This window comes from Aquirufa sp., assembly GCF_044342065.1.
Classification (GTDB): domain Bacteria; phylum Bacteroidota; class Bacteroidia; order Cytophagales; family Spirosomataceae; genus Aquirufa.
In genome coordinates this window covers 69,430-94,011 of the sequence record NZ_JBIIQN010000007.1, presented here as the reverse complement: position 1 = coordinate 94,011, position 24,582 = coordinate 69,430, and the positions used below count along the sequence as shown (strand labels likewise).

At 40.6% G+C, this 24,582-nt stretch carries 18 protein-coding genes; 9 read left to right on the top strand and 9 right to left on the bottom strand.

Going from position 1 to position 24,582, the window contains the following annotated elements; translation table 11 throughout:
• Positions 1–4: 4 nt before the first annotated feature.
• A complete protein-coding gene (locus tag ACIQZ2_RS04535) occupies positions 5–2,320 on the bottom strand; it encodes a RecQ family ATP-dependent DNA helicase (protein ID WP_395767654.1) in 2,316 nt (771 codons plus the stop codon).
• A gap of 79 nt (positions 2,321–2,399) precedes the next feature.
• Here ACIQZ2_RS04535 and ACIQZ2_RS04530 point away from each other — a divergent pair, with 79 nt between their 5' ends.
• Entirely contained in the window at positions 2,400–3,368 is a 969-nt protein-coding gene (locus ACIQZ2_RS04530; protein WP_395767653.1) for an SIS domain-containing protein, read from the top strand.
• 3 nt (positions 3,369–3,371) lie between these two features.
• Here ACIQZ2_RS04530 and ACIQZ2_RS04525 read toward each other — a convergent pair whose 3' ends face one another.
• Positions 3,372–3,845, bottom strand: a complete 474-nt coding sequence (locus tag ACIQZ2_RS04525; RefSeq protein WP_395767652.1) for a DUF4293 domain-containing protein — start codon at positions 3,843–3,845, stop codon at positions 3,372–3,374.
• Positions 3,846–3,868: 23 nt separating this feature from the next.
• Positions 3,869–5,338, bottom strand: a complete 1,470-nt coding sequence (gene crtD / locus ACIQZ2_RS04520) for a 1-hydroxycarotenoid 3,4-desaturase CrtD (protein WP_395767651.1) — start codon at positions 5,336–5,338, stop codon at positions 3,869–3,871.
• Positions 5,339–5,442: 104 nt separating this feature from the next.
• On the opposite strand from crtD, the gene aspS reads away from it, so the two are divergent.
• Complete coding sequence (gene aspS / locus ACIQZ2_RS04515) at positions 5,443–7,206, top strand: aspartate--tRNA ligase (protein WP_395767650.1); 1,764 nt, start codon at positions 5,443–5,445, stop codon at positions 7,204–7,206.
• Between the two features lie 86 nt (positions 7,207–7,292).
• On the opposite strand, the gene ACIQZ2_RS04510 is transcribed toward aspS, so the two are convergent.
• Positions 7,293–8,231 carry a toxin-antitoxin system YwqK family antitoxin gene (locus ACIQZ2_RS04510; RefSeq protein WP_395767649.1) on the bottom strand — a complete coding sequence of 313 codons (939 nt, stop codon included), beginning with the start codon at positions 8,229–8,231 and terminating at the stop codon, positions 7,293–7,295.
• Positions 8,232–8,355: 124 nt separating this feature from the next.
• Between ACIQZ2_RS04510 and ACIQZ2_RS04505 the strand changes: the two genes are divergently transcribed.
• From ACIQZ2_RS04505 to ACIQZ2_RS04495, 3 genes are read left to right on the top strand one after another with little or no spacing between them, the layout of a single operon-like run.
• Complete coding sequence (locus ACIQZ2_RS04505) at positions 8,356–9,294, top strand: GDP-L-fucose synthase family protein (protein ID WP_395767648.1); 939 nt, start codon at positions 8,356–8,358, stop codon at positions 9,292–9,294.
• Complete coding sequence (locus ACIQZ2_RS04500; RefSeq protein WP_395767647.1) at positions 9,294–10,028, top strand: class I SAM-dependent methyltransferase; 735 nt, start codon at positions 9,294–9,296, stop codon at positions 10,026–10,028. Before ACIQZ2_RS04505 ends, ACIQZ2_RS04500 begins: the two co-directional genes overlap by 1 nt.
• Positions 10,029–10,036: 8 nt before the next feature.
• On the top strand, positions 10,037–11,023 hold the full coding sequence (locus tag ACIQZ2_RS04495; protein ID WP_395767646.1) for a YhdH/YhfP family quinone oxidoreductase: 987 nt from the start codon (positions 10,037–10,039) through the stop codon (positions 11,021–11,023).
• On the opposite strand, the gene ACIQZ2_RS04490 is transcribed toward ACIQZ2_RS04495, so the two are convergent.
• Both ACIQZ2_RS04490 and ACIQZ2_RS04485 read right to left on the bottom strand, forming a co-directional pair.
• Positions 11,013–14,903 (bottom strand): S8 family serine peptidase, encoded by a 3,891-nt coding sequence (locus tag ACIQZ2_RS04490; RefSeq protein ID WP_395767645.1) that lies wholly within the window; start codon positions 14,901–14,903, stop codon positions 11,013–11,015. The genes ACIQZ2_RS04495 and ACIQZ2_RS04490 overlap by 11 nt on opposite strands.
• 73 nt (positions 14,904–14,976) lie before the next feature.
• Positions 14,977–15,585, bottom strand: coding sequence for a ribonuclease HII (locus tag ACIQZ2_RS04485; RefSeq protein ID WP_395767662.1), 609 nt, complete (start codon positions 15,583–15,585; stop codon positions 14,977–14,979).
• A gap of 70 nt (positions 15,586–15,655) precedes the next feature.
• On the opposite strand from ACIQZ2_RS04485, the gene ACIQZ2_RS04480 reads away from it, so the two are divergent.
• Positions 15,656–16,342 carry an outer membrane beta-barrel protein gene (locus ACIQZ2_RS04480; protein WP_395767644.1) on the top strand — a complete coding sequence of 229 codons (687 nt, stop codon included), beginning with the start codon at positions 15,656–15,658 and terminating at the stop codon, positions 16,340–16,342.
• A 3-nt stretch (positions 16,343–16,345) separates the two neighbouring features.
• Here the strand turns inward: ACIQZ2_RS04480 and ACIQZ2_RS04475 are convergent, their stop codons facing one another.
• Positions 16,346–17,686 carry a dihydroorotase gene (locus ACIQZ2_RS04475; protein WP_395767643.1) on the bottom strand — a complete coding sequence of 447 codons (1,341 nt, stop codon included), beginning with the start codon at positions 17,684–17,686 and terminating at the stop codon, positions 16,346–16,348.
• Between the two features lies 1 nt (position 17,687).
• Positions 17,688–19,694: an OmpA family protein gene (locus tag ACIQZ2_RS04470; RefSeq protein WP_395767642.1), complete on the bottom strand. Its 2,007-nt coding sequence runs from the start codon at positions 19,692–19,694 to the stop codon at positions 17,688–17,690.
• Between the two features lie 123 nt (positions 19,695–19,817).
• On the opposite strand from ACIQZ2_RS04470, the gene ACIQZ2_RS04465 reads away from it, so the two are divergent.
• Positions 19,818–21,380, top strand: coding sequence for a pseudouridine synthase (locus ACIQZ2_RS04465; protein ID WP_395767641.1), 1,563 nt, complete (start codon positions 19,818–19,820; stop codon positions 21,378–21,380).
• 65 nt (positions 21,381–21,445) lie between these two features.
• Here ACIQZ2_RS04465 and ACIQZ2_RS04460 read toward each other — a convergent pair whose 3' ends face one another.
• Complete coding sequence (locus ACIQZ2_RS04460) at positions 21,446–22,372, bottom strand: helix-turn-helix domain-containing protein (protein WP_395767640.1); 927 nt, start codon at positions 22,370–22,372, stop codon at positions 21,446–21,448.
• A gap of 323 nt (positions 22,373–22,695) precedes the next feature.
• On the opposite strand from ACIQZ2_RS04460, the gene ACIQZ2_RS04455 reads away from it, so the two are divergent.
• Together ACIQZ2_RS04455 and mreC are read left to right on the top strand one after the other, a co-directional pair.
• Positions 22,696–23,721, top strand: coding sequence for a rod shape-determining protein (locus tag ACIQZ2_RS04455; protein WP_395767639.1), 1,026 nt, complete (start codon positions 22,696–22,698; stop codon positions 23,719–23,721).
• Positions 23,722–23,741: 20 nt separating this feature from the next.
• Positions 23,742–24,581 carry a rod shape-determining protein MreC gene (mreC, locus tag ACIQZ2_RS04450; RefSeq protein WP_395767638.1) on the top strand — a complete coding sequence of 280 codons (840 nt, stop codon included), beginning with the start codon at positions 23,742–23,744 and terminating at the stop codon, positions 24,579–24,581.
• The last annotated feature ends 1 nt before the right edge of the window (position 24,582 follow it).

Below are 24,582 nucleotides of genomic sequence, written 5' to 3'. Positions count from 1 at the left end.
TTTATTAATTGGCTAATTCACTCAAAAACTTAATTCGCATCAAACGCAATTCCTCCTCACTTACATCATCAATATTACACTCATCTAAAGCTTGGGTAATATTATCCGTATCTGCTGACATAAAGTAATCATAGATTTCCTCTTGCTTGTCAGGCTCAATTACTTGATTAATAAAGTAATCCAAATTCAATTTCGTTCCCGAATAACAAATAGCTTCGATCTCTTCAATCAATTCAGCCATCGATAATTCTTTTTGCTCAGCAATCAAATCCAAATCAATTTTTCGATCAACCTGTTGGATGATGTAAATTTTGATTTTTGATTTATTAACAGTTGATTTGACAACGACCTCTTTTGCTGTTTCAATTTCATTTTCCTCGACATAACGAATAATTGCCTCGAGGAATTGCTTTCCAAATTTCACTACTTTCCCCATCCCGACGCCATTAATCTGCGACATCTCCTCTTGTGTTGTAGGGTAAGTAGTTGCCATTTCTTCCAACGAGGGATCCTGGAAAATCACGTAAGGAGGCAGGTTTTTTTCTTTTGCTACTTTTTTGCGAAGGTTTTTTAGGATTTCAAACAAGGCATCATCATATGCTTTAGCCCCTACTGCAGCATTTTCCTCATCATTTTCGGCCGTTATCGCTTCCTGCTCATAATCATGATCACGCGAGAATGTCAATGGATATGAATCCTTTAAGAAGGCATCCCCTTTTTCATTTAACTTTAGGACACCGTAGTTTTCGATGTCTTTAGTTAATAAATCATAAATTAATACCTGCTTGATGAATGAAATCCAAGGGGATTTTTCATCTTCCGGATTTACTTCTTTTTTCTTTTTTCGAAGTTTTTGTTTTTTAGGGGCTTTTTCTTCGCCCTCTACATCATCATCTTCCTCATCATCATCGTCCTCTTCTTCAGAAATAGCCCATGATACTTGCTTTCCTATGCCAAATACACGTAGGCTTTCTTGCTCATAGCTCTGGGTATATTGATTGGTTTTGCCCTCAAGTACATCTGCTATATGTTCTGCGTCAAACTTCTCCCCGGTTTGTTTAACCGCTTCAAGTACCCATGATACTTCTTGCTCTGCCTTGTATGTTGGGGTGGGATGTAAACAATTGTCGCAAAAACCACAATTATCCGCTTTGTGCTCACCAAAATAACTTAAGAGTTGCTTTCTTCTGCAAACACCCAAATTCGCATAATAAACCATTTCACTCAATAAAATCTTGGCATTCTCCTTTTCGGATACAGCCTTGTCTTTATTGAATTTATCAAGTTTTAAAATATCATCATAGGTGTAAAACAAGATACACGTACCATCTAAACCATCACGACCCGCACGTCCTGTTTCCTGATAATAGCCTTCCAATGATTTAGGCGCATCATAATGAATCACAAATCGAACATCCGGTTTGTCTATTCCCATACCAAAGGCTATCGTGGCGACCATCACTTCGACTTCTTCATTTAAAAAGGCTTCCTGGTTCGACATGCGAACCTGTGGATCTAGGCCTGCATGATAGGGTAAAGCCTTAATTCCATTAACGCCCAATAATTCGGATACTTCTTCCACACGTTTGCGGCTCAAGCAATAAATAATTCCCGCTTTGCCTGCATGGCTTTTGATGTAACGAATTAACTGTTTGTCTATATCTTTTTTCGAACGAATCTCGTAATACAAATTCTTTCGATTAAAGGAAGATTTAAATACTGTAGCATCCTCTAAATTCAAGGTTTTTTGAATATCCTGCTGCACCTTTGGCGTTGCTGTCGCGGTTAATGCAATGATGGGCAATTTCGCATCAATCGATTCGATGATGTTACGAATTTTTCGATATTCTGGTCGGAAATCATGTCCCCATTCAGATATACAGTGAGCTTCGTCAATCGCCACAAACGAAATCTTAGCTTGCTGTAAAAAATTCAGATTCTCTTGTTTGTTAAGTGATTCAGGGGCGATGTAAAGTAATTTAACACTACCACTGATTACCTCAGCCTTCACTCGATTAATCTCAGCACGACTTAGTGACGAATTTAAAAATTGCGCATTGATGCCAAAAGCGAGCATCTGATCTACCTGATTTTTCATCAGCGCAATCAAAGGGGAGATGACAATGGCTGTTCCCGGCATTACAATGGCAGGCAATTGGTAACAAAGTGATTTACCAGCACCTGTCGGCATTAATACGAAACTGTTATGCCCATCAATCGTATTCCGAATGATGGCTTCCTGCTCCCCTCTAAATTGACTAAAGCCAAAGGTTTTTTTGAGCTGTTCCTTCAAGACCTCACTAGAATTGGGATTCGGCATATTTTTTATGGTGGCGTGTGTATATCAGTAATTGCTTAAGATTTGGCTATCTTTGTGGGTTCCCAAAATCTTACTAACATTGAAATTAAGCAAAAATATTCAAAGCACAGCAAAAAAAGTTTTAAGTCAAGAAGCTGATGCAATTCTGCGTGTGAGCGATGGAATTGACTCCGAATTTGAATCCTGTGTGGAGCATTTACTTGCAAGTAAAGGGCGTATCGTATTCACGGGAATTGGGAAATCGGCTATTATTGCGCAGAAAATTGTAGCTACCATGAATTCGACAGGAACACCGGCCTTGTTTATGCATGCCGCTGATGCCATACATGGTGATTTGGGCATGATTCAAGCTGGGGATTCCGTGATTTGTATTTCCAAGTCGGGCGATACTCCTGAAATTAAAGTATTGGTGCCACTGATTAAGCGCACTGGTGTCTCCTTGATTGCCATGGTTTCAAATAAGCAGTCGTATTTAGGCCAGCAAGCTGATTTTATATTACATGCATTGGCCGAACAAGAGGCAGATTTGATGAATTTAGCGCCCACGACTTCGACAACCGTCGCGTTAGCTTTAGGTGACGCCTTGGCTGTTTGTTTGTTGGAATGCAAAGGATTTACTGCACAAGATTTCGCCAAGTATCATCCGGGAGGAGCCTTAGGAAAACGCATGTATTTGAAGGTTAGTGATATATACCCTCAACACGAATTTCCATCAATTGCTCCATCGGCGAGTATACAAGAAGCGATTCATGAAATTAGCTCGAAGCGCCTGGGCGCGACGGCTATTGTCGATCAACAAAACCAACTAATTGGTATCATAACGGATGGAGATGTCCGTCGCATGTTAGAAAAGCAAGCTAATTGGTCAGATATTCAATTGGATGATATGATGAATCGTAATCCCAAAACAATCGATTCTGATGCATTTGCCACCGAGGCTTTGGCCACTATGCAATCCCTTAATATAACGCAGTTGGTTGTAATGGAAAACAAAAAGGCCGTGGGATTTGTGCATCTCCACGACCTGTTAAAAGAGGGCATTATATAAGTTTTAACGCATACGATTAGACGATTGCACAAGCATTTCGTCTTTACGAACTAAACGATTTGCAATCATATTGGCTAATAAAGCCACGACCATCGCATAAAAACCATAGCCATATTGTCCTTGTGCTTCTGGTTCGAAAACCGGCGTAGCTTCTTTGAAAATCACCCAAAAGGAATACCCCATTGCTCCCGCTAATAAAAGTGAGTTAATTAATCCCAACATCATTTGACGTATCCGATTCTTGAATGAAAAAATTGTAATTAGGGTAATGATGGTCGACAAGGTCAATAAAATCACTAAGGTAATCGTGCTGTTGGCGCTTGACTTCCCCGCCTGGGTAAGGGTCCATTCGTTAAAAAACAATTCGGCCCTTTGGCCTGATTGCCCTACTTTAGCCCAAATGCTCCAGCCCATTGAAACAAGGCAATTAGCAATTATAACGAGGCTTAAGAAGATTGTTTGTGGTCTTTGAATCATAATGAGTTCTATTTTCTGCGAAATTAAGCATTTTCTTGAAAAAGCTTGGTGGCAATTTTTGCCGAACTCAAGCAAAGTGGAATTCCTCCGCCAGGATGTACACTTCCACCTATCCAGTACAGATTTTTAACGGCTGATCGATAATTGGGGTGGCGTAAAAATGCAGCAAATTTATTGTTGGACGAATTCCCATACAAGGCACCGCCCGACGAAGAGGTACGTGATTCAATCCGTCTAGGATCTAAATAATCTTCTGCCACAAGGTAATCCTCCAGCTTTATGCCCAAAATCCGATTCATTTTTTCAATGACTTGTTGGCGACATCGTTGAACAAGTTCATCCCAATCTTGTCCTGAATTTGCTGGGGCATTCACGAGTATAAACCAGTTTTCGCAACCAGCTGGCGCATCTGCTTTAGCCACCTTACTTGAGATATGTACATAGACCGTTGGGTCTTTATATAAGGTTTCCTTTTTAAAAATGGCATCAAACTCTGCACGATAATCCTCAGAAAAAAAGATGTTATGTACGCCAAGTTCATCAAATGAACGCTTAACACCCCAATAGAATATAACGCCTGAACTGGATTTAGGCTGATTGAGTAATTTATTTGGGCGAAGCTCTGTTGGTAATAAATGATTATATGTAGGCCTGATATCCGCATTGCTAGCTATGATATCAAAGTCATAGGAGGCTTCATTCGTTTGTATTCCGTTTACCTTGTTTCCATCGCATAGAATACGTTTGACAGCTTCCCCGAAATGAAACTGCACACCTAATTCCTTCGCTAAACGAACCAAGGCATTGGGGATTTCAACCATACCCCCTTTTGGGAAATAGGCCCCCAGATTGTATTCCAAATGTGGAATGATGGAGAGAGTTGCAGGTGTCTGATAAGGATCAGATCCATTGTATGTTGCGTAACGGTCAAATAATTGAACGGTCTTTGGGTTTCTAAACGTGGTTCTATGCGACTGATGCATGGTTTGAAAAAGACCTAATTTGTGCAGATTGGCATATCCATGCATCGCTTTTTTACTCGTCCAGGTACTGAATTTATGTAAGGAGTCATCGAGGAACAAATCGCTTACGATGTTGTACTTTTCGCCAGCTTCTTTGATATATCGGTAAACGGTTGCAGCATCTTCTTGCAGTGCCTCAGCCATTAATTGCGCGGTCTCTGCGGGGTCTTCTACCGTTTTCAATCGGGTTTGATCCTCCCAAAAATAACGGCAAATTTCAGGTAGTCGCTCATAGTTGAAGTAATCTCGCGGGTTCTTGCCAGCTAGTTCAAACAATTCATCCACGAGATGAGGCATTGTGAACAAGGATGGTCCAGTGTCGAATCGATAACCTTGCATTTCCAAGAGGCCCAACTTCCCACCTGGCCGTTCATTGGCCTCAAATACCGTTACATTATGCCCTAGTAACTGCATGCGTATGGCAAATGCAATTCCCCCTATTCCTGATCCGATTACTCCTACTGTTGACACCTAATTTAATTTTACTGTGAAATTAACTAAATAAGAATAAACGTGTAAATGTTTTACACTACATACTCTTTTCCGTAATTTCGCACGAATTTTTATATTAAACTATGTTACGTACACACACGAACGGCGAATTGAGAATGGAGCACGTGGGCCAAACAGTCACTTTATGTGGTTGGGTTCAAAAAACACGTGATAAGGGAGGAATGCTATGGATTGACTTGCGCGATCGCTATGGCATCACTCAATTAATGTTGGAAGAAGGAAAATCGGATCCCGCCGCTTTAACATTAGCGCGTGGTTTAGGCCGAGAGTTCGTGGTGGCCGCAGAGGGAGTGGTTGTGGAACGTTTAGCTAAGAATGATAAGTTGCCAACAGGGGATGTGGAGATTAAGGTGGCCAACTTACGGGTATTGAATCCTGCCAAATTACCTCCATTTTTAATTGAAGATGAGACGGATGGGGGAGATGATATCCGTATGAAATACCGCTATTTGGACTTGCGTCGTAATCCGATTCGAGAGAGTCTTCGTTTACGCCATCAAGTAGGTCGTGAGGTGCGTAATTATTTAGATAAGCAAGATTTTATTGAAGTTGAAACACCTGTTTTGATTAAATCAACACCAGAAGGAGCTCGTGATTTTGTGGTACCATCACGTATGAATCCAGGCGAGTTTTATGCTTTACCGCAGTCGCCACAAACCTTTAAGCAGTTGTTGATGGTTTCTGGATTTGATCGTTATTATCAAATTGTAAAATGTTTCCGTGATGAAGATTTACGTGCGGATCGTCAGCCTGAGTTTACGCAAATCGACTGTGAAATGTCGTTTGTGGAGCAAGAGGATATTCTGAATATGTTCGAGGGCTTGATTCGTCATTTATTCTCGTCAGTAAAAGGGTTGGATATTGGCGAAGTTCCCCGCATGACCTATGCCGATGCGATGAAATATTATGGTTCAGATAAGCCTGATATTCGTTTTGACATGAAGTTCGTCGAGTTGAAAGGGGAGGGGATTGATTTTACTTCTGGAAAAGATTTTCAAGTTTTTGATGCGGCAAATACGGTTGTAGGGATTTGTGTGAAAGGTGCAGCGGAATATACACGCAAGCAATTGGATGAATTAACGGATTTTGTTAGACGTCCACAAATCGGCGCGAAAGGGTTGATTTATGCGCGTGTTCAAGCTGACGGTGTGGTGAAATCTTCCGTAGATAAATTCTATTCTGAGGCTGATTTAGCTACTTGGGCAACGGCCTTTAATGCTGCTCCCGGGGATTTGATTTTAGTGTTGTCAGGTGATGGCGATAAGGTTCGTAAGCAACTCAACGAATTGCGTTTAGAAATGGGAACCCGCATGGGCTTGCGTGATCCAAATAATTACAAAGTGCATTGGGTTGTCGACTTCCCATTGTTGGAGTATGGAGAGGATGAGGACCGTTGGTTCGCGATGCACCATCCATTTACGAGCCCGAAACCGGAAGATATCGCCTTGATGGAAGCAGGAGAATTTGGCAAGGTACGTGCAAATGCATATGATTTAGTAGTTAATGGCGTGGAAGTGGGCGGAGGCTCGATTCGTATTTTCCAAAAGGATTTACAATCGAAAATGTTTGAAGTTCTTGGATTTAGTGAAGAGGAAGCGAAGGCACAGTTTGGTTTCTTGTTGGACGCATTTGAATACGGCGCGCCGCCTCATGGTGGTTTGGCCTTCGGTTTTGATCGTTTATGTTCACTGTTTGGTGGAACGGAATCAATTCGTGATTACATTGCTTTCCCTAAGAATAATGCGGGTCGTGATGTGATGATAGATTCGCCGTCTCCATTGGCTCAGGCCCAATTGGATGAATTGAAAATCAAAACGAATTTATAAGTTTTAGAGGCGATTAAGTCGCATTTTCCTGCTAGCTTTGGCAAACCTTTAAGGATTGCCAAAGCTAATAGGATCGATAATCGACACTATTCCGAAGTGGTTTTTTGTTGGTATATGATTTTTCCCTGTGCATCTCGTTCCTGAATTAATTCAGGCTCCTGATTTTCAAACTTATCCTTCCCATAGCGCCACTCTTTTTTTAGTCGGCCACCCGTTCCAAATTCATGAAATTCCCGCCATCTTCCTACACGTACACTGTCGTCCAGCATGCCCTCCTCTTTTAAGTTGCCACTTGCATAGAAAGCTCGATATTGGCCTCGAACTTTTCCGTATACTATGGGTATAATCTCTTTAATTTTCGTTTTTTCGAGATCAAAATAGCTAATGCTAGACGCTGAGGGAAATCCACGATGAAAATATTGTTTATTAATTAATTCCCCATCTGGTCCATAGGTTTCCCAGCGACCATCTTTTGCTCCCATATAGAAAAATCCTTGCTCATTAATTTGCTGATTAATTATGCGTTTGAAAGGCCCATGGCAAATTTGAGCTGATTTATTATCTTTAAGTGAACCAGTAACAATACGTGATTGCGCTGGATCAAACCACCAAATTTCACCGACATAGGCACTTACAGCTTCATCTTCAACATATTTTACGACATTGATTTCCTCAAGGGTATTTCGAATGCCACTCCCATAGTTGCCTAATCGGCGTTCGGTCTTGATGCGTTCATACTCATCTTTAGGAGGGGCTTTTTTGACTGCTCGACGGGCCATCATACTCGCTTTTATCCCAAGGTTTTTTATCCCTAAATCCTCAATAATCGCTTTGCCTTCCGTGCTTATCTTTTTTAGCCCTTCTATTTGCTGCTCTAGTCCAGTGCTTAGGCGTCCTCCTAAAAATCCCTTCTGAATAGTTGAATCAGTTAAGGGCTTTTTTGAGGAAATTACGGTTTGGGTTTGAGCATATCCTGCTAAACTCACCATGTAGACCCAGAAAAAAACGAGAACCCCAATTTTCATTATTGATAATAACGCGTGCTATGCAAAATAATTTTTCAAAAGTAGGAATTTAAATGATTAGCTAAGGTACTTTATGTATTTTTACAGGGATTTTATGAACTATTACCCCCAGATTAATTAAGCATTGAAAAAGGAAGCTAAAATATATGTTGCCGGACATCGTGGAATGGTAGGGTCGGCAATCGTCCGACAATTAAAGTCGAATGGATACCAAAATATCCTTGTACGCACTTCAAAGGAATTAGATTTGCGGAACCAACAGGCGGTATTGGATTTTTTCCAACGAGAAAAACCGGAGTATGTATTTTTAGCAGCAGCAAAAGTTGGTGGAATTATAGCCAACAATACCTATCGAGCCGATTTTTTATATGATAATTTAGCGATTCAAAATCATGTGATTCATTCAGCTTATTTAAACCAAGTCACTAAATTACTGTTTTTAGGCTCATCCTGTATTTACCCTCAGTTGGCTCCTCAACCCTTGAAGGAATCTTATCTGTTGACTGGCCTTTTGGAGCCCACAAATGAGCCGTATGCCATTGCTAAAATTGCTGGAATAAAAATGTGTGAGGCGTATCGTGCGCAATATGGATGCGATTTTATTTCGGTTATGCCAACAAATTTATACGGTCCAAATGATAATTATGACTTACAAAACTCCCACGTGTTACCTGCAATGATTCGTAAATTTCATGAGGCAAAAGAACGTGGAGATACGACAATGGAATTGTGGGGGTCAGGTTCCCCGATGCGTGAATTTTTATATGCAGATGATTTGGCGGAAGCCTGCTTGTTTTTGATGGAAAATTACAGCGATGCCGAATTGGTCAATATAGGTACGGGTGTGGATGTAACAATTAAAGAATTAGCCGAAACAGTTAAAAAAATAATCGGTTTTGATGGCGAAATTCGCTGGGATCTTTCAAAACCTGACGGAACACCAAGAAAATTAATGGATGTTTCAAAATTACATCAGTTGGGCTGGAAACATCATATAGATTTGGCAGATGGAATTCGATTAGCCTACCAAGATTTTTTGGCAAATGTGGAAGTACGTAAGTAATGGGAGAAGTCACTTGGTTTAGTACGTGGTTTGATTCCCCCTATTATCATATTTTATATTCCAGTCGGGATGATCAGGAAGCGAAGCAATTTATCGAAGCTTTACAAAGCTATTTAGACATTAAGCCGGGAGCTTTTGTGCTAGATGCCGCCTGCGGAAAAGGGCGTCATGCTAAAATGCTACAACGACTGGGTATGGAAGTGGAGGGATTCGACTTGTCGCCTAGTAATATTGAACAGGCTAATAAATTAGCCAACAAACATGTGCATTTTTTTGTGCATGATATTCGATCTTCTTTACCTAAACAAGGTCAATATGATGTGGTTTTCAATTTCTTTACAAGTTTTGGCTATTTTGATGATTCTTCAGATAATTTAAAGGCCTTTCAGACATTTACAGGAGGCTTAAGGCCGGGCGGGATTTTAGTAATGGATTTTCTTAATCCGACTTATATTTTGGCCAACTTAGTTCCGGAGGAAAAACTGAAACGTGGAGGAATTACTTTTCATATCAAGCGCTGGAATGAGCATGGATTCCTATATAAGTCAATCGATTTTGAGGATAAAGGGCAATCTTATTCTTTCCAAGAGAAAGTAGAATTGATTTCGAAGCAAGACTTCTTGCATTATGCATCTGAAGCAGGATTGAAATTTATGAATTTGGTGGGCGACTATTCTTTAGCTAAGTTTGATGATCAAACGTCGCCTCGGATGATTTTTTTCTGGGGTAAATAACATAAATCATGCAAACTTTTCGTGCTTTAGTTACGGAAATTAATACCGAGGGGAAAGTTACGAATGAAGTCCAATCACTTCCTCGCTCATTTATACCCATGGATGGCGTTCTTATCCGGGTTCAATATTCTTCCTTAAATTTTAAAGATGCTTTGTCGGCAAACGGCCACAAAGGGATCACGCGTAATTATCCACATATACCTGGCATTGATGCCGCAGGTGTTGTCGAGGAAGATCCTACAGGCACTTTTTTGGCTGGGACTCGTGTCTTGGTGACGGGATTTGACATGGGCATGAATGCGCATGGAGGGCTTTCGGAATATATATGCGTACCGGCTAATTGGGTTATCGAAATACCACCAACCTTGTCTACGCGTACCGCGATGCAATGGGGGACCGCTGGATTGACAGCTGCGATGGCTATTGATGCCTTGGTTTCAAATCATGTTAGCCCCGAAAAAGGGGATGTATTGGTTACGGGTGCTAGTGGTGGGGTAGGTATGATTAGTATTCAGTTATTAAAAAAATTGGGCTATTCAGTTGTGGCTTTGAATGGGAAGCCACAACTGAATAATACCTTACTTGATTTAGGTGCGGCACGCGTAATTTCTCGTCAGAAATTTTCTGAGGAGCCGGTGCGCGCCTTGTACGCAATGGATTATGTAGGGGCTATTGATACACTGGGGGGAGATTTTTTGGTTCAGTTAGTAAAGCGATTGAAATACGGGGGATCCGTTGCAGTTTGTGGTATGGCCGCCGGAATAGAAATTCCTCTTCAAGTTTATCCTTTTATCCTTCGTGGAATTCGCATGCTTGGCATTTACTCAGCTGATTCTTCGCTAGCTTACAAACAAAAAATTTGGACCTCAATTGCAAACGAATGGATGCTTGATCTAGATTCCATTTGTCAAGAAATCAGTCTAGATGAGGTTCCTAGAATCTTGGAAAAAATGTTGATGGGGACAAGCAGCGGACGCTATATCGTTAAAATTTGAGGAATTTAATTCCTTTTTGATTCGGCAAATTAGGAAAGCCCATCAAGTAATTACCCAAAGGCAACCTTTGCACATCCACACTGATTTTGTGATTTTTAACCTCCGTTTCTTGCTCCTGAATCATTTGACCTAAATTATTCCAAATTTGAATTTTCACTTGTTTAGGCAATAGCAATAAATCGGGGAATCCTAATTCGATAACATCATGTGTCGGATTTGGGAATGCGGTTATATTGGTATATGGATTTAACTCCTCAGCAGCCAAAATACTGATAGTGAAATTCTCTGATGACGCAAGGCAACCGTTGATGTCGGTCACTTTAATCGTATAATTACCAGATTGGGTAGGAAGATAAGTAGCTTGTGTAGCACCTGGTATGAGGTTCCCGTTTAGAAACCATTGTAAATTGCCCCCACCTGTTGATCTTAATATACCGCTTGAATATGAAACGGATGGAGCTACAGGACTTGAGTAATTCAAGTTAAAACTGGCACTTGTGCTGGTGCACGAACTGGTATTACTTGCTTGTGCTTGATATGATCCTGCTTTTGTGGCGATAAAATTCGCTTTTGTTGCACCAGCGATTGGAGCTCCATTAAGCAACCACTGGATAGTCGTATTTTCGCCTACCGTCGCGACTAAAGGTTTAGACTCATTAAAACAGGTTGTTAGCGTGCCAGTTGGACTTATGCTTATGCTTGGGCTAGGCGTAGAAGTCACAGCAACGGGAGTCCGAGGACTTGGGCAACCGATTGATTTGAACTTCATATCATAAAAATAATAGTATGCGCTAGCAATGGGAGCACCATTGAATTTGGCCCCTGTGATGGAAAGTATATTGGGAATAGTATAAGGATAACCTATGTTGGTTGGTGCATTAATCGTATCGTTCAAGATGCGATTGCTTCTAAATATACTTGCTCCATTTGAGCAAGCCTGGGAAAGTAAATAATTTCCGGCCTTAGGGAAAGGCAAATTTAGAAATACAATTTGACCAGGATCATTCTTGTCGTCTATCAGTTGATTATTGACTCTCGTAAAATTACTTTGCGTACGAGTGGCTTCAACCTGTTTCGTGACCGACGCTATTAGTTCACCTGTGTCCTGATTATATACGCTGAACGTGATTGTCCCCGAGGTGCCTACGTATATTCTTGCACTCTCCAAAACAATCGGACTTTTTACTTCGATGATTGGTTCTGGGCCAAAATTTTCAAAATAAGTTCCTGTTCCAAATGCGGCTTTACTACTTGGTTTTAGGGTTCCTGAGAAATCAGATTGTGCAACAGAATAGGTAGCAGAGGCTGGTAAGCTTATTTTGGCGCCCGCACCTACTAATGTATTATTTGCGTACCACAAGGACTCCTCTCTGTTTGAAGTTAAATTGACCACTGTACCCGGTGTGCACACTGAACCGCTGGCTATTGGTGCTTTCGGGTTTTCAATAAGTTGATTTAATTGAATGGTATTATTATTGGCTAATTGGTCGGTTGATAAAAGATGTGCCAACTCAAAAGTATAGGTTTCCCCTGCATCGAGTGAAACGTTTCCTTGTAAGGAAATCTCTTTTTCTTGACCCGCTAATATATTATCCATAACCCCATTTAAAGTAGTTAAAAGGAGTTTATTCAAGAATACATTCACTCGTACAGGGAAGTTGGTTTGCGGTTTACTCCCCATATTTTTTAGTCGGGCCAATACGTTGATTGTCCCTTTATTTTGACAAAAACTACCCGATGAACTTGCGATACTTATTGCAGCTATGTCATTAGAGGGTTGAGTGATTTCAATGGAAGGTTCAAAGATATTTCCGGTGTTAATGTTTTCACAAGAACTGTTAATCGGGTTAGTGGAAACGATGATGCGCATTTTGTAGCGATTAGCCGTTATGGTATTGCTGGGTACAGCTACACTAAGATTTAGCGTATTGTTTACGACGCCTGTGAAATTGCTGATCAGTTCATTGGCATCATCAAAATCACCATCTTGATTCCAATCTACTGAGGCGCGAACATTTTTAGGGGTATTGGGTGCTAGTTGTAACGTAACTGTTTTGGTTTCGCCTATTTCAAGGTTCAATGTGGTTCCCGTACTATCCAATGTATTTGCAATTGATTTTTTATCATCGAGCAATTGCGTGATTAGAAGTTGTTTGTTTGTCGGAGCAACGCTACAATAGGCCTTACCTCCAATTCCCGAAAAAATCAAAGAAAAATTCTGCGGTTGTGAATTTTTCAATGTGCCTTTGTGGTTTATTGTTACTGTATAGGTCTCACCTGGTATTGATTGTGGGATATTGATTTTTTCCACATTATCTAAGTTGTTTACACCTGTTTTTGCAAGTGCAGCTGGATTTTCTGGGTCAAGTATAAAGGGTAAAAAATTTCCTTTACTATCTTGAATTTTAATATCCAGATCATTAATTAATCGAGGACTCCTGTTATTTAGACTACTCGCAACCAGTGGTAAAACAGTACCTTCCGGATCAGTCCATGAAAGTGTTGCCTGAATATTTCCTACACCAGATGCGATAATTTTTTCAGTGTAAATGGTGCCATTATTCAAGCTTAACTCTCGAATAGCATGCGATTTACTTACGTTTTGAATAACTTTTGCTGCATTTTCTGCATGCAGTAAGCCCCATCCGCTTTGATAATCTGGACCCACTGGACCAAAATCCATCGCTGTGTGAATAACCAGACCTTTCAGCGTAGCAGCGCGCATAAACCTTCCATTATTTAGACGATTATACAACTGTTGCAATAAAAACATCGATCCTGCAACATTCGGTGATGCCATGGAGGTGCCATTCAAAGATGCATATGACGCATTTGCCGTATTACTCGTTGATAAGACATCGGTCCCTACACCCATAATATCGGGCTTAATGCGTCCATCATCTGTAGGGCCCCAACTAGAAAAATTACTTACCCTGAGTTCTCTTGGGGAGTTTGGTGCTTGTTGAATGGACTCTACAGCACCAACAGTTAAAATATTTTTTGCGTTACCTGTTGTTGATATGATATCATATCCATCATTTTTTAATCGAATGATATTCGAAGAATCTCTTGTGTTTTTGAGCAAGTAAAATTCACCCTTGGCAAAATCAGGTCCATTTTCTGAACGACTATTTCCGGCAGATTTTGTGATTAGATAAAATGGAGCATTAAACGCAATTTTATCGAGGTTCTGGGCATTGCTATCGTAGAAGCCAAATTTATAATCTTCCTGCGCACTTATCGCGTCATTACCCCACCATTGCCATTTTTTTTTCGCTGAATCATATACCCATCCTGACTGGTATCCGTATGAATGATTGCTAATTAGTAAATTAGGTGAAGCAGCACTGATTTCAGCATTATCGTTATTGTAGTCCCATACCTTTAAATCTGCCCCAAATGACATTCCTCGAGCTGAGGCAATTACGCCGCCAGCTACCATGGTTCCTGCCACATGAGTTGAATGTAAATCAGCGTTTGTGGTATTTTCTTGTTGGAAAATACGGCCGACTAACTCTTGGTGGGTTGTCAAAACTCCACCACCATCCCAAATAGCAAGTTTCCCAGCAAGCGTATCTGATTTACCTGATAATGAAAGGCCTAAACTACCGCCTGAATACAACTGATTGGTCCTTGTAATTTGACCTGAGCGATTATTTGATTCAATTCCTAGGTAGAGGGGCTCTCCAATGTCATTAATCTGTTGGAGTGAAATTTTCCTATCCCCAATTTGGTCATATACTTTTATTCCCCGTTTTTTTGCTAGCTCTAAACTTTGGGTAAAACGTTTGCCTTGTTCGCGGCTAAATTCATCCGCAAATTCCTCTATCCGTCTTTTTTCCTCGGTACGATAAAGCTCTCGTTGCGCTTGTATACGCATCGAGCAGCTTAGCAGCAACAAGATTAAACCTAGTATATATTTACAACGCATCGAGTGGAGGTAAAATGCTAATTTAGACTTTTTCCTTTAATTCTACACGAAAGGTTTTTCGATGTATATCGCTGGGACCTAAATGAATCACAGCCTTTCGATGTTCAAGCGTTGGATAACCCGCATTACGCTCCCAACCGTAGCCAGGAAATTTTTTTGCCGCATTCTCCATCCATTCATCTCGGTAGGTTTTTGCTAGTATGGAGGCAGCGGCTATTGAAAAGTATTTTGAATCCCCCTTGACAATGCATGTATGTTGAACAAATGGGTAACTTATAAATCGATTTCCATCAACTAACAAATGGTCGGGCTTGATCTTTAATTGATCCACTGCACGATGCATAGCCAAAACACTTGCTTTATATATATTTATTCGATCAATTGTTTCATGGTCCACTTCAGAAATAGCGTACTCTATGGCATAGGTTTTTATTACTTGGCGTAGTTGTTGACGCTGCTTTTCATTTAGTTGTTTAGAATCAGTCAATAATTTATCATGAAAATCTTTTGGAAGAATAACAGCAGCTGCTACTACTGGGCCCGCTAAACAACCTCTACCAGCTTCATCAAGCCCAGCTTCGATGCCCTCAAATTGAAAATAAGGGAGTAGTCCTTTTTTAATTATTGCCATAAATCCAGAACGAACGAGGAAATTTGTTGGTGATTCCACAAATATGGGTTAAAATTGCCTATTATTTATCATGAAATATCCTATGATTAAGCACTTTGCTCTTTCTTTTTTGTGTTTTTGCCTCTTGGTAGGTCCAGCTTACGGGCAAAAAAATCGTTCTAAGAAGATTTTTCATTTTGAGGCAAAATCGGCTCGATTTAACGGGGAAGGCGTCGGTGGAGAAACCTATTTTTTTAAGCCAACCTTTGAAGCGGGATTTGGAATTCATTATCCTTTAACTTCTCGTGTGAGTTTTAATCCGATGCTGACACTTTCACAAAAAGGCTTTCATGGTAAAACAAATTACTCAGATTCGACTTATACAGAGCGCAATTTGTCTTTAAACTATTTGGATATTAGCCCCAATTTTGAAATCAAGTTGGGTTCCGTTTCTGAATATGCAAGTGGATTTTCTGTATGGGGTGCGCCCTATTTAGGTATTGGCCTTTGGGACAACGCAACGTATGATATTCGGTCAGCAAATCCGGCAAAACCCGGTTCTTACCTGCTAAGGTCTACGACTGGAGAGAGTTTTTCGCGTGATATTCGCCGTTTGGATATGGGCTTTAAAATTGGACTTGGGGTCGTTTCACAAAATTTCGTTTCTTTGGGAATAACCTATCAAGCTGGAGTTATCAATATTGCCACAGAATCGAAAGCACTCTACAACCAATCTCTTGGTTTTTATATGCGCGTCTTATTTGACGATATTTTATAATTCCTACCGATTGAATAACAATCGCTCACCTTTTTTTGATTGATTAAATTCACCATTGGCAAAAGCTAAATGTCCTGAGACAAATGTATGCGAAATGCTCGATGAGAATGTATGTCCTTCCAACGGAGACCACGCACATTGATACTGCAAGGAAGATTTTGTGACCTGAGTACCTTGATTTAAATCCACAATTGCCAAATCAGCCCAATACCCTTCTCGAAGATAGCCACGCTCTTGGATTTGAAAACAATCAGCTACATTATGTGCCGTTTTTTCTGCGATTTGTGCTAGGCTCAATACACCTTCCAGACTCATATCAACCAACATCAGTAGTGGGTGTTGCACCAAAGGTAAACCCGATGGAGATTTCCAATATCCTTGCTGTTTTTCATCCCACGTATGTGGTGCATGATCTGTTGCAATAACATCAATCGCTCCCGTTTGCAGTGCCTGACGAATCGCCGCCCTATGCCTTCCATCCTTTATCGCTGGATTGCATTTGATTTGATTACCCAAGGTTTCGTAATTCGATGCCTCAAACCAAAGGTGGTGAACACAGGCCTCCGCAGTAATGCGCTTGTCTTTTACCGCTTTGCCCGTTTCAAATAAGTTGAGCTCTTCTTCCGTACTAATATGTAAAATATGTAAGCGCGTATTTGATTTTTTTGCTAATTCGACAGCCATTGAAGACGACAAGTAACAAGCCTCCTCATTACGTATTAATGGGTGAATAAAAGCGGGGGCATCTTCTGATGGGTACTTTTCTCTAAATAATTCCAATCGGGCCCTAACTGTCGCTTCATCTTCACAATGTGTTGCAATTAAAAGTTCACTGGAACTAAACAAGGACTCTAGAGTTTTAGAATTATCTACCAGCATGTTCCCCGTACTGGAACCCATGAAGATTTTTATTCCACATACATTTTGTTTATTCGTTTTTAAAACTTCCTCTAGATTATCATTGGCAGCGCCCATAAAAAAAGAGTAGTTTGCTAAGGAGTTCTCCTGCGCGATGTGGTACTTGTCCGCTAATAATGCTTGAGTTAAGGCATTGGGTATCGTATTGGGCATTTCCATAAAAGAGGTAACACCTCCAGCAACAGCAGCACGTGCCTCGCTCGCTATAGTTGCTTTATGCGTTAAACCTGGCTCGCGAAAATGTACCTGATCATCAATCATGCCCGGGAAAACGTGTTTGCCCGTTAAGTCGATGATTTGTTCATGGTTATTGGGGCTAATATCCCGTGCAATTTTTTCAATTCGGCCATTTTTTATTCGAAGATCGGCTATTGTAATGTTTCCTTCGTTGACGAATTGACCGTTTTTCAATAAATATGCCGACATATTACTCTTGTTTTATTTGTATAATTTTGAATTCAGTTCGACGGTTCTGCTGGTGCATATCTTCAGGGCAATCTACGCCATCAGAACATTCATTAATTAGCTGACTTTCCCCATAGCCTTTCGGTACTATGCGATCTTTTAAAATTCCTCGTTGAAGTATGTATTTCACGGCAGATTCAGCGCGTCTTTGCGAGAGCTTTTGATTGTAAGATGCCGTTGCCCGGGCATCAGTATGTGCCCCAAGTTCTAAATTAACTTGAGGATTATCCTGTAAGAAATTAACAATTTTATCTAATTCAATGGACGCATCTGGGCGGATGTCCGATTTATCTAAATCATAATAAATGGAATTCAACTGATAGAACTGACTAATCTCTTTGCCAATTTCTGGCTCGTCCATGACGATTTTGATATAAAATGTGGTATCAGTAATTTCTTTCTTTAGCAATACTTGTGGGATTTCTCTACCTTCCATGGAGAAGCTGGAGCGAGCGGATATATAACCGTCTTTGTCGCTTTTAAAATTGATTTCATCGCCAGGATTTAACGTAATCATTTCAATTTTCCCCGAAGGATTGCTGGTCATCACCTCACTAGTTTCATTATTTCTTCGAACGCTAACGCGTGCGCCTGAAAGCGCTTTCCCGTCAGGGTGTACAATTTGAACCGCTAAAGCGTAGTTTACTTGTTTAATTTTTTCATTCGATTGACTCGAAGTAGTGTCGGAAGACCACCAATGATCTTCGGATCCACTAGATTTGAAATAATAAATATCATCATCTCCCTTGCCGCCTGGTCGGTTGGAACTAATATACCCTGAAAGGGGATCGGATAAATTGATCGCAAAATCATCCCCGATAGAATTCAAAGGGACTCCTAAATGTTCAATACTGATTTCATTCTCATTTCTACTTGCTACATATAAATCCAAGCCTCCAATGCTGGGATGACCATCCGATGAAAAATAGAGTTTTCCATTATCACTCACATATGGAAAGATTTCATCGCCAGGCGAATTGATGATTGAGCCTAAATTGATTGGTCGGCCAAATCGTCCCGAATTATCGATGGCCACGCGATACAAATCTAAGCCCCCCTTTCCTCCTCGACGATTTGAGCTGAAATACAAGGTACGGTCATCCGTGGAAAAACAGGGACTTCCATCCCATGCAATTGAATCTGAAATAGCCATTCTTTCAGGCTCAGACCAACTACTTCCATTTTTTTTCGAGATATATAAATCGACATCTGGGGAAGGGTCTTTACTTTTACCCGTATTTCCACGGGCAAATACGATTGTATTACCATCGTGAGAAAAAGCAGGAGTTCCGTCATTGGCATTCTCTTTATAGAGCTGCGTGCTGAACAAATGTGGCGTGCTAATTTCATTTTCCTTTAAAAGCGGTGCGCTGTAAAGACCCAAAAATGGGAGTCCATTATTTTTGTATACGAGCGGCTTACTTGAGCTAGTAAAGAGTAATTCATTGCCTATTTTTTGGGCTCCAAATTCAGTTTTAGACGTATTTCCCATTAATGGAAATAGGGACACGGGGCTTTGTTTTTGAAGTAAGGCTGGAATTTTGTCTAAATTCTCAAGTTCTATTTCTGCCTTAATTTGATTAAAGCGATTAGGTTTGGTTTGTAAAAATTTGCCTAAACTTGTTTTGCACAATGTGTAATCCCCCAATGCTTTCGCCGACATAGCTAAGTGGTATTGAATTAAAGGATCTTCGCTTCCTTGCAAAACAGCTTTTTGATAATAAGGTAAGGCAAGACCAATTCTATTAGAAAGCCGATAAGATTCTGCAACCCAATAGGCGCTCTTATCGCCAGAAAGGTTTTTTTCGACCTGTGGTTTTAACGTTTGAATGACCAATTCATACTCCCCTCGATCAAAGTACTTTAAGGCTTTATTGCTTATTTGTCGCTCAGAATTACAGCCAATAACCGTAATTAGAATGGTTAAAAAAGCGAAAAAACGAAAGTTATGAATGGATTTTGCTTGCATGGCCTTTAAAGATCTTTCAAATGTAATAAGCTATGCTCGTTTTTTTGATGTACATTTGCATAAATTATCAATAAGGCAAAGAAATAAATCCTTGTCAAATCCAGCAGTGATGTTGCATACTTTATGAGAAAAAGAATTCAGAAAGACGACAATCGTCGGTCAGACGCTCCTCGTAGCCAAGCAGGAGGTCGTTCAACAGCAAGAAATTTTAGTGATCGTTCTTCGGGGCCTAACAGAGCGCCTTCGGGAGACCGAAAACCATTTGAAGGGGGTGATCGTCGTCCTTACAACCGTGAGGGGTCAAATGATCGTCCTTATGCACCGCGTGCACCTCGCGAAGGGGATGATCGTCGTCCTTACAACCGGGAGGGATCGAGTGATCGTCCGTATACGCCGCGTGCACCTCGTGAAGGGGGTGAGCGTCGTCCTTACAACCGGGAGGGATCGAGTGATCGTCCGTATACGCCGCGTGCACCTCGTGAAGGGGGTGATCGTCGTCCATATAACCGGGAGGGATCGAGTGATCGTCCACATACGCCGCGTGCACCTCGTGAAGGGGATGAGCGTCGTCCATATAACCGGGAGGGATCAAGTGATCGTCCGTATACGCCGCGTGCACCTCGTGAAGGGGATGAGCGTCGTCCTTACAACCGTGAGCGATCAAGTGATCGTCCGTATACGCCTAGACAAGAAGGAGCTACCTCTCGTGCGTCATTTAGAAGGTCAGGTGGCGATTTTGCACCCCGCCCAGCACGTGATGAAGCTCCTCGAAATTTTGAGGTACGCGATGAACGCATGTTCACACCACGTGAAGATGATCGTGGACGTCCTGCAAAGTTTTCAAAGCGCGATACATTTAAGAGTCGTAATCGGCATGATCAGGCCCCGGCATTTAGTCCACAATATAAATTAGATCGATATAAAGAAAATGCCCCTGCTAAAATCCAAAAGAAGATTGCGCAGACGGAACGTCGAGGGGATGAAGTTCGATTAAATCGATTTATCGCCAATGCCGGAATTTGCTCTAGGCGTGATGCTGATAAGTTGATTGAAGCCGGTGAAATTAAGGTAAACAACAAAGTGGTTACTGAAATGGGCTACCAAGTTGGCCCTACAGATGTTGTTAAATACGGCAACCGCCGTTTGAATCGTGAGAAGCCTGCCTATGTCTTATTAAACAAACCTAAGGATTTCTTAACAACAACAGAAGACCCGAACGACCGTAAAACCGTTATGGAACTAGTTAAGAATGCGGGCGATGCTCGCATCTACCCAGTCGGCCGTTTGGATCGTAATACTACAGGCCTGCTCTTATTGACAAATGATGGGGAGTTAGCAGATAAGTTAACACACCCTTCCAATGAGGTTGAAAAGATTTACCAGGCTGAATTGGATAAACCTCTGACTGACGAGGATTTTGAGAAAATCAAAGCCGGTTTACAGTTGGAAGACGGCGAAATCAAAGTAGACGATTTGGCTAAGGTAACGCCTGATGGCTACGTGATTGGGGTGAAAATTCACTCGGGTAAAAACCGCATCGTTCGTCGAATATTTGAGCATTTAGGCTATGAAGTAACGAAACTTGATCGTACCACTTTTGCTGGTTTAACGAAAAAAGACCTGCCACGTGGTAGTTGGCGTTATTTAACAGAACGCGAGTTAGTGAAATTGAAATACTTGCTATAGTTTACTAGTAACAGAAAAGGCCCAGTATACGCTGGGCCTTTTTTATAAATAATAAACATTGTTGTTTAAATATTCATTAACGATTCGCGGCGTCTCATTTTGCCTGCTGGAATACCAAACATCATTTTAAATCGACGGCAGAAATAAGCGGTGTCTTTGTATCCTACCTCGGAACCAATCGCACGAATTGATTTTTTAGTAGTACGTAACAAACCTACTGCAGCTTCCATGCGCTGATATTCAATGTAGTCTTGCGGGTTTATTCCTGTCAACATCTTAAAATATTGACCTACGTAGTCTTCCGACACATTAGCCACATTAGCTAAAACCTTATTCGATAAATCTCCTCCGATATGGTCTTTGATGTAAGCAAAGATGTCAATTAAGCGTGGATCTTTAAAGTAGGTACTATTGGTTGCCAATTGCTCGACAAACAAACGGTTTTGGATGATGTAACGAATTACTTCGATAACGATTTCTTCCGTTTTAATTTTGATGATACGCCCTTTTCCAATTTCATCGGACATATCTTCCAATAAAATCTCTTTAATTGTTTGGGCTAATTTTTCATCTTTTTTGATTAAAAATGGAGGGATGTCCAATGAAGTAAAGAAGTTGACAGAGTCAAAAACCTTCGCTTCAAACGCAACCATTCCAAAGGAGTTTTCATGCGATCCTATATTTTGTGAATCCATGTTTAAGTCGAAATACAATTCGCGATGCGTCATGAACTCCTCATTGTTGACTGCTTTCGGTTTTTCAGCATTTCCGTAAGTAACACTCACCATTTTCCCACCAGGAATAAATAGCATGTCACCTTCTTCTACCGGCGTATCTTCCTCACCAAACGAAACTTCACCTTTGTACAAAATCAAGAGTGAATTTTCCACATCGTAATAATTCTTAATACGAATAGGTTGTAATATTCTTATGTTTCGTGCCTTTATGAATTTTACCCCTAGGGACTCAATGATCTTGTTGTAATCTTCCATTTTATTTCTGATTATCCACCGACAAACACATTTTTGTCTTATTAATTAGGACAAAACTAATAAATCAGATAATAATTCCAAATTATTTTCTATTAATTTTTGTCCAATTGTTTAATTGTATCGACCAACTTTAATTGTAATATACCTATAATACACGCTGACAGGGTGTCGATGGATTTTATTTCTGTGCTACGCAGTTTTTTATAATTATTTTTAGGGTAAGTAGAAATTTGGAATAAAATAAATAATTAGGTCATTTTTTATCTGTAAATTTGTTTTTTTAGAGCACGTATAGCTTTATTATTTCCCCAATTTGAAAAACCATGGGACTATTTAATTTCCTTACCAAGGACATCGCTATTGATTTAGGTACAGCAAATACCTTAATCATCCATAAGAATCAAGTCGTAGTTGATGAACCATCGATTATTGCTTTGGATCGTAATACAAATAAAGTGCTAGCCGTAGGCCGTCAAGCTATGATGATGCACGAAAAAACAAATGATAACATCAAAACGATTCGCCCGTTAAAAGATGGGGTTATCGCTGACTTTACCGCCGCTGAGTTAATGCTTCGTGGTTTAATCAAGATGCTTGATCGTGGGAACTCATTTTTCTCGCCTGCTTTACGAATGGTTATTTGTATCCCTTCTGGCATTACAGAGGTGGAAAAACGTGCGGTAAAGGATTCCGCGGAACACGCAGGTGCTCGTGAGGTGTATATGGTGCACGAGCCTATCGCAGCAGCGATTGGTATCGGTATCGACATTGAGCAACCGAATGGTTCATTGGTCGTTGATATCGGAGGAGGTACAACCGAGGTTGCCATTATCTCGTTAAGTGGTATTGTCGTAGAAAACTCAATCCGCGTCGCTGGAGATGAATTTACACGCGACATAAAAGACTATTTGTTACGTGAGCACAAGTTGGTAATCGGTGAGCGTTCTGCTGAGCAGATTAAAATTCAGGTGGGAGCAGCCTTGCCAGAATTAGAAAATCCTCCGGCTGATTTTGAGATTCGCGGTCGTGATCAAATGACAGGAATTCCGAAAGAAATTCTTATTAATTATTCAGAAATTGCATACGCTCTAGATAGTTCAATTACTAAAATTGAGGTTGCCATCATGGAAACTCTTCAACGGGCTCCGGCAGAACTTTCTGGTGACATTTTCCACAACGGTATTCATTTAGCTGGTGGTGGTGCGATGTTACATGGTTTGGACAAGCGTATTGAAAAGAAAACGCAATTGAAAGTTCACGTAGCGGATGATCCATTAAAAGCTGTCGTTCGTGGAACTGGTGAGATCCTGAAAAATCTTGAAAAATACAAGCCGATATTAATTACCTAGGCCTCATTTATTGATAAATCATGATTCAACTGTTTCAATTCCTGGCGCGTCAAAAGGTTATCCTTTTGTTTTTGCTACTGGAATTGATAAATATTTGGGCTGTACTTAAATACAACCAATATCAACATTCGCTTTATTTTAACACCACGAATCAGTGGGCTGCATCGATTTTGTCAACGACGCAAGAAGTTAAAAAGTATCATCAATTGCGAATAGTCAACGGAACACTTGCCGAAGAAAATGCTCAATTGCGTTCCGAGATATTGCGCTTAAAAAGCCAGCAACAACCGGCAGTCAAACTCCCTTATTTTGTCAGCGAAGCCATGCTAAACCGCTATCAGGCCGTTGCAAGCCGTGTTATTGATCAATCTACGCAAATGTCACAGAATTATTTAACGATTGACAAAGGCAGGTTGGATGGTATTCAGCCGGGTATGGCTGTTATTTCTTCAACGGGTATCGTAGGTAAGGTCATGTCAAGTACTGATAATCTTTCATTGATCGTTTCCATCTTGCATACGAGTAATTCTGTTTCAGCTAAACTAAAAAGAAGCGGTGAATTGGGCTATATCAAATGGCCAGGCTACCAAAGCGAAGTGGCTGATATGATGGACGTTTCAAAATATAAAAAAGTCGTAAAGGGGGATACAATTGTTACTTCAGATTATAATGCCGTTTTCCCACCCAATATACCTATCGGTATCGTAGCAAAAGTAGGTGTTCAAAAAGATGATACATTTCATGATATTAAAGTCATGCTATTCACGCAGTTTACTACGTTGCAATATGTGTATGTTATTAAGAATCGATTGGCAGGCCAACAAGCAAAATTAGAGAGCACAAAACCGAAAGCAGAATAAG

Excerpts from the sequence above, each read along its gene's own strand:
- ACIQZ2_RS04535 (WP_395767654.1), bottom strand. The coding sequence starts at position 2,320 with ATGCCGAATCCCAATTCTAGTGAGGTCTTGAAGGAACAGCTCAAAAAA.
- ACIQZ2_RS04525 (WP_395767652.1), bottom strand. The coding sequence starts at position 3,845 with ATGATTCAAAGACCACAAACAATCTTCTTAAGCCTCGTTATAATTGCT.
- aspS (WP_395767650.1), top strand. The coding sequence starts at position 5,443 with ATGTTACGTACACACACGAACGGCGAATTGAGAATGGAGCACGTGGGC.
- ACIQZ2_RS04510 (WP_395767649.1), bottom strand. The coding sequence starts at position 8,231 with ATGAAAATTGGGGTTCTCGTTTTTTTCTGGGTCTACATGGTGAGTTTA.
- ACIQZ2_RS04500 (WP_395767647.1), top strand. The coding sequence starts at position 9,294 with ATGGGAGAAGTCACTTGGTTTAGTACGTGGTTTGATTCCCCCTATTAT.
- ACIQZ2_RS04495 (WP_395767646.1), top strand. The coding sequence starts at position 10,037 with ATGCAAACTTTTCGTGCTTTAGTTACGGAAATTAATACCGAGGGGAAA.
- ACIQZ2_RS04490 (WP_395767645.1), bottom strand. The coding sequence starts at position 14,903 with ATGCGTATACAAGCGCAACGAGAGCTTTATCGTACCGAGGAAAAAAGA.
- ACIQZ2_RS04485 (WP_395767662.1), bottom strand. The coding sequence starts at position 15,585 with ATGGCAATAATTAAAAAAGGACTACTCCCTTATTTTCAATTTGAGGGC.
- ACIQZ2_RS04480 (WP_395767644.1), top strand. The coding sequence starts at position 15,656 with ATGAAATATCCTATGATTAAGCACTTTGCTCTTTCTTTTTTGTGTTTT.
- ACIQZ2_RS04475 (WP_395767643.1), bottom strand. The coding sequence starts at position 17,686 with ATGTCGGCATATTTATTGAAAAACGGTCAATTCGTCAACGAAGGAAAC.
- ACIQZ2_RS04470 (WP_395767642.1), bottom strand. The coding sequence starts at position 19,694 with ATGCAAGCAAAATCCATTCATAACTTTCGTTTTTTCGCTTTTTTAACC.
- ACIQZ2_RS04465 (WP_395767641.1), top strand. The coding sequence starts at position 19,818 with ATGAGAAAAAGAATTCAGAAAGACGACAATCGTCGGTCAGACGCTCCT.
- ACIQZ2_RS04460 (WP_395767640.1), bottom strand. The coding sequence starts at position 22,372 with ATGGAAGATTACAACAAGATCATTGAGTCCCTAGGGGTAAAATTCATA.
- ACIQZ2_RS04455 (WP_395767639.1), top strand. The coding sequence starts at position 22,696 with ATGGGACTATTTAATTTCCTTACCAAGGACATCGCTATTGATTTAGGT.
- mreC (WP_395767638.1), top strand. The coding sequence starts at position 23,742 with ATGATTCAACTGTTTCAATTCCTGGCGCGTCAAAAGGTTATCCTTTTG.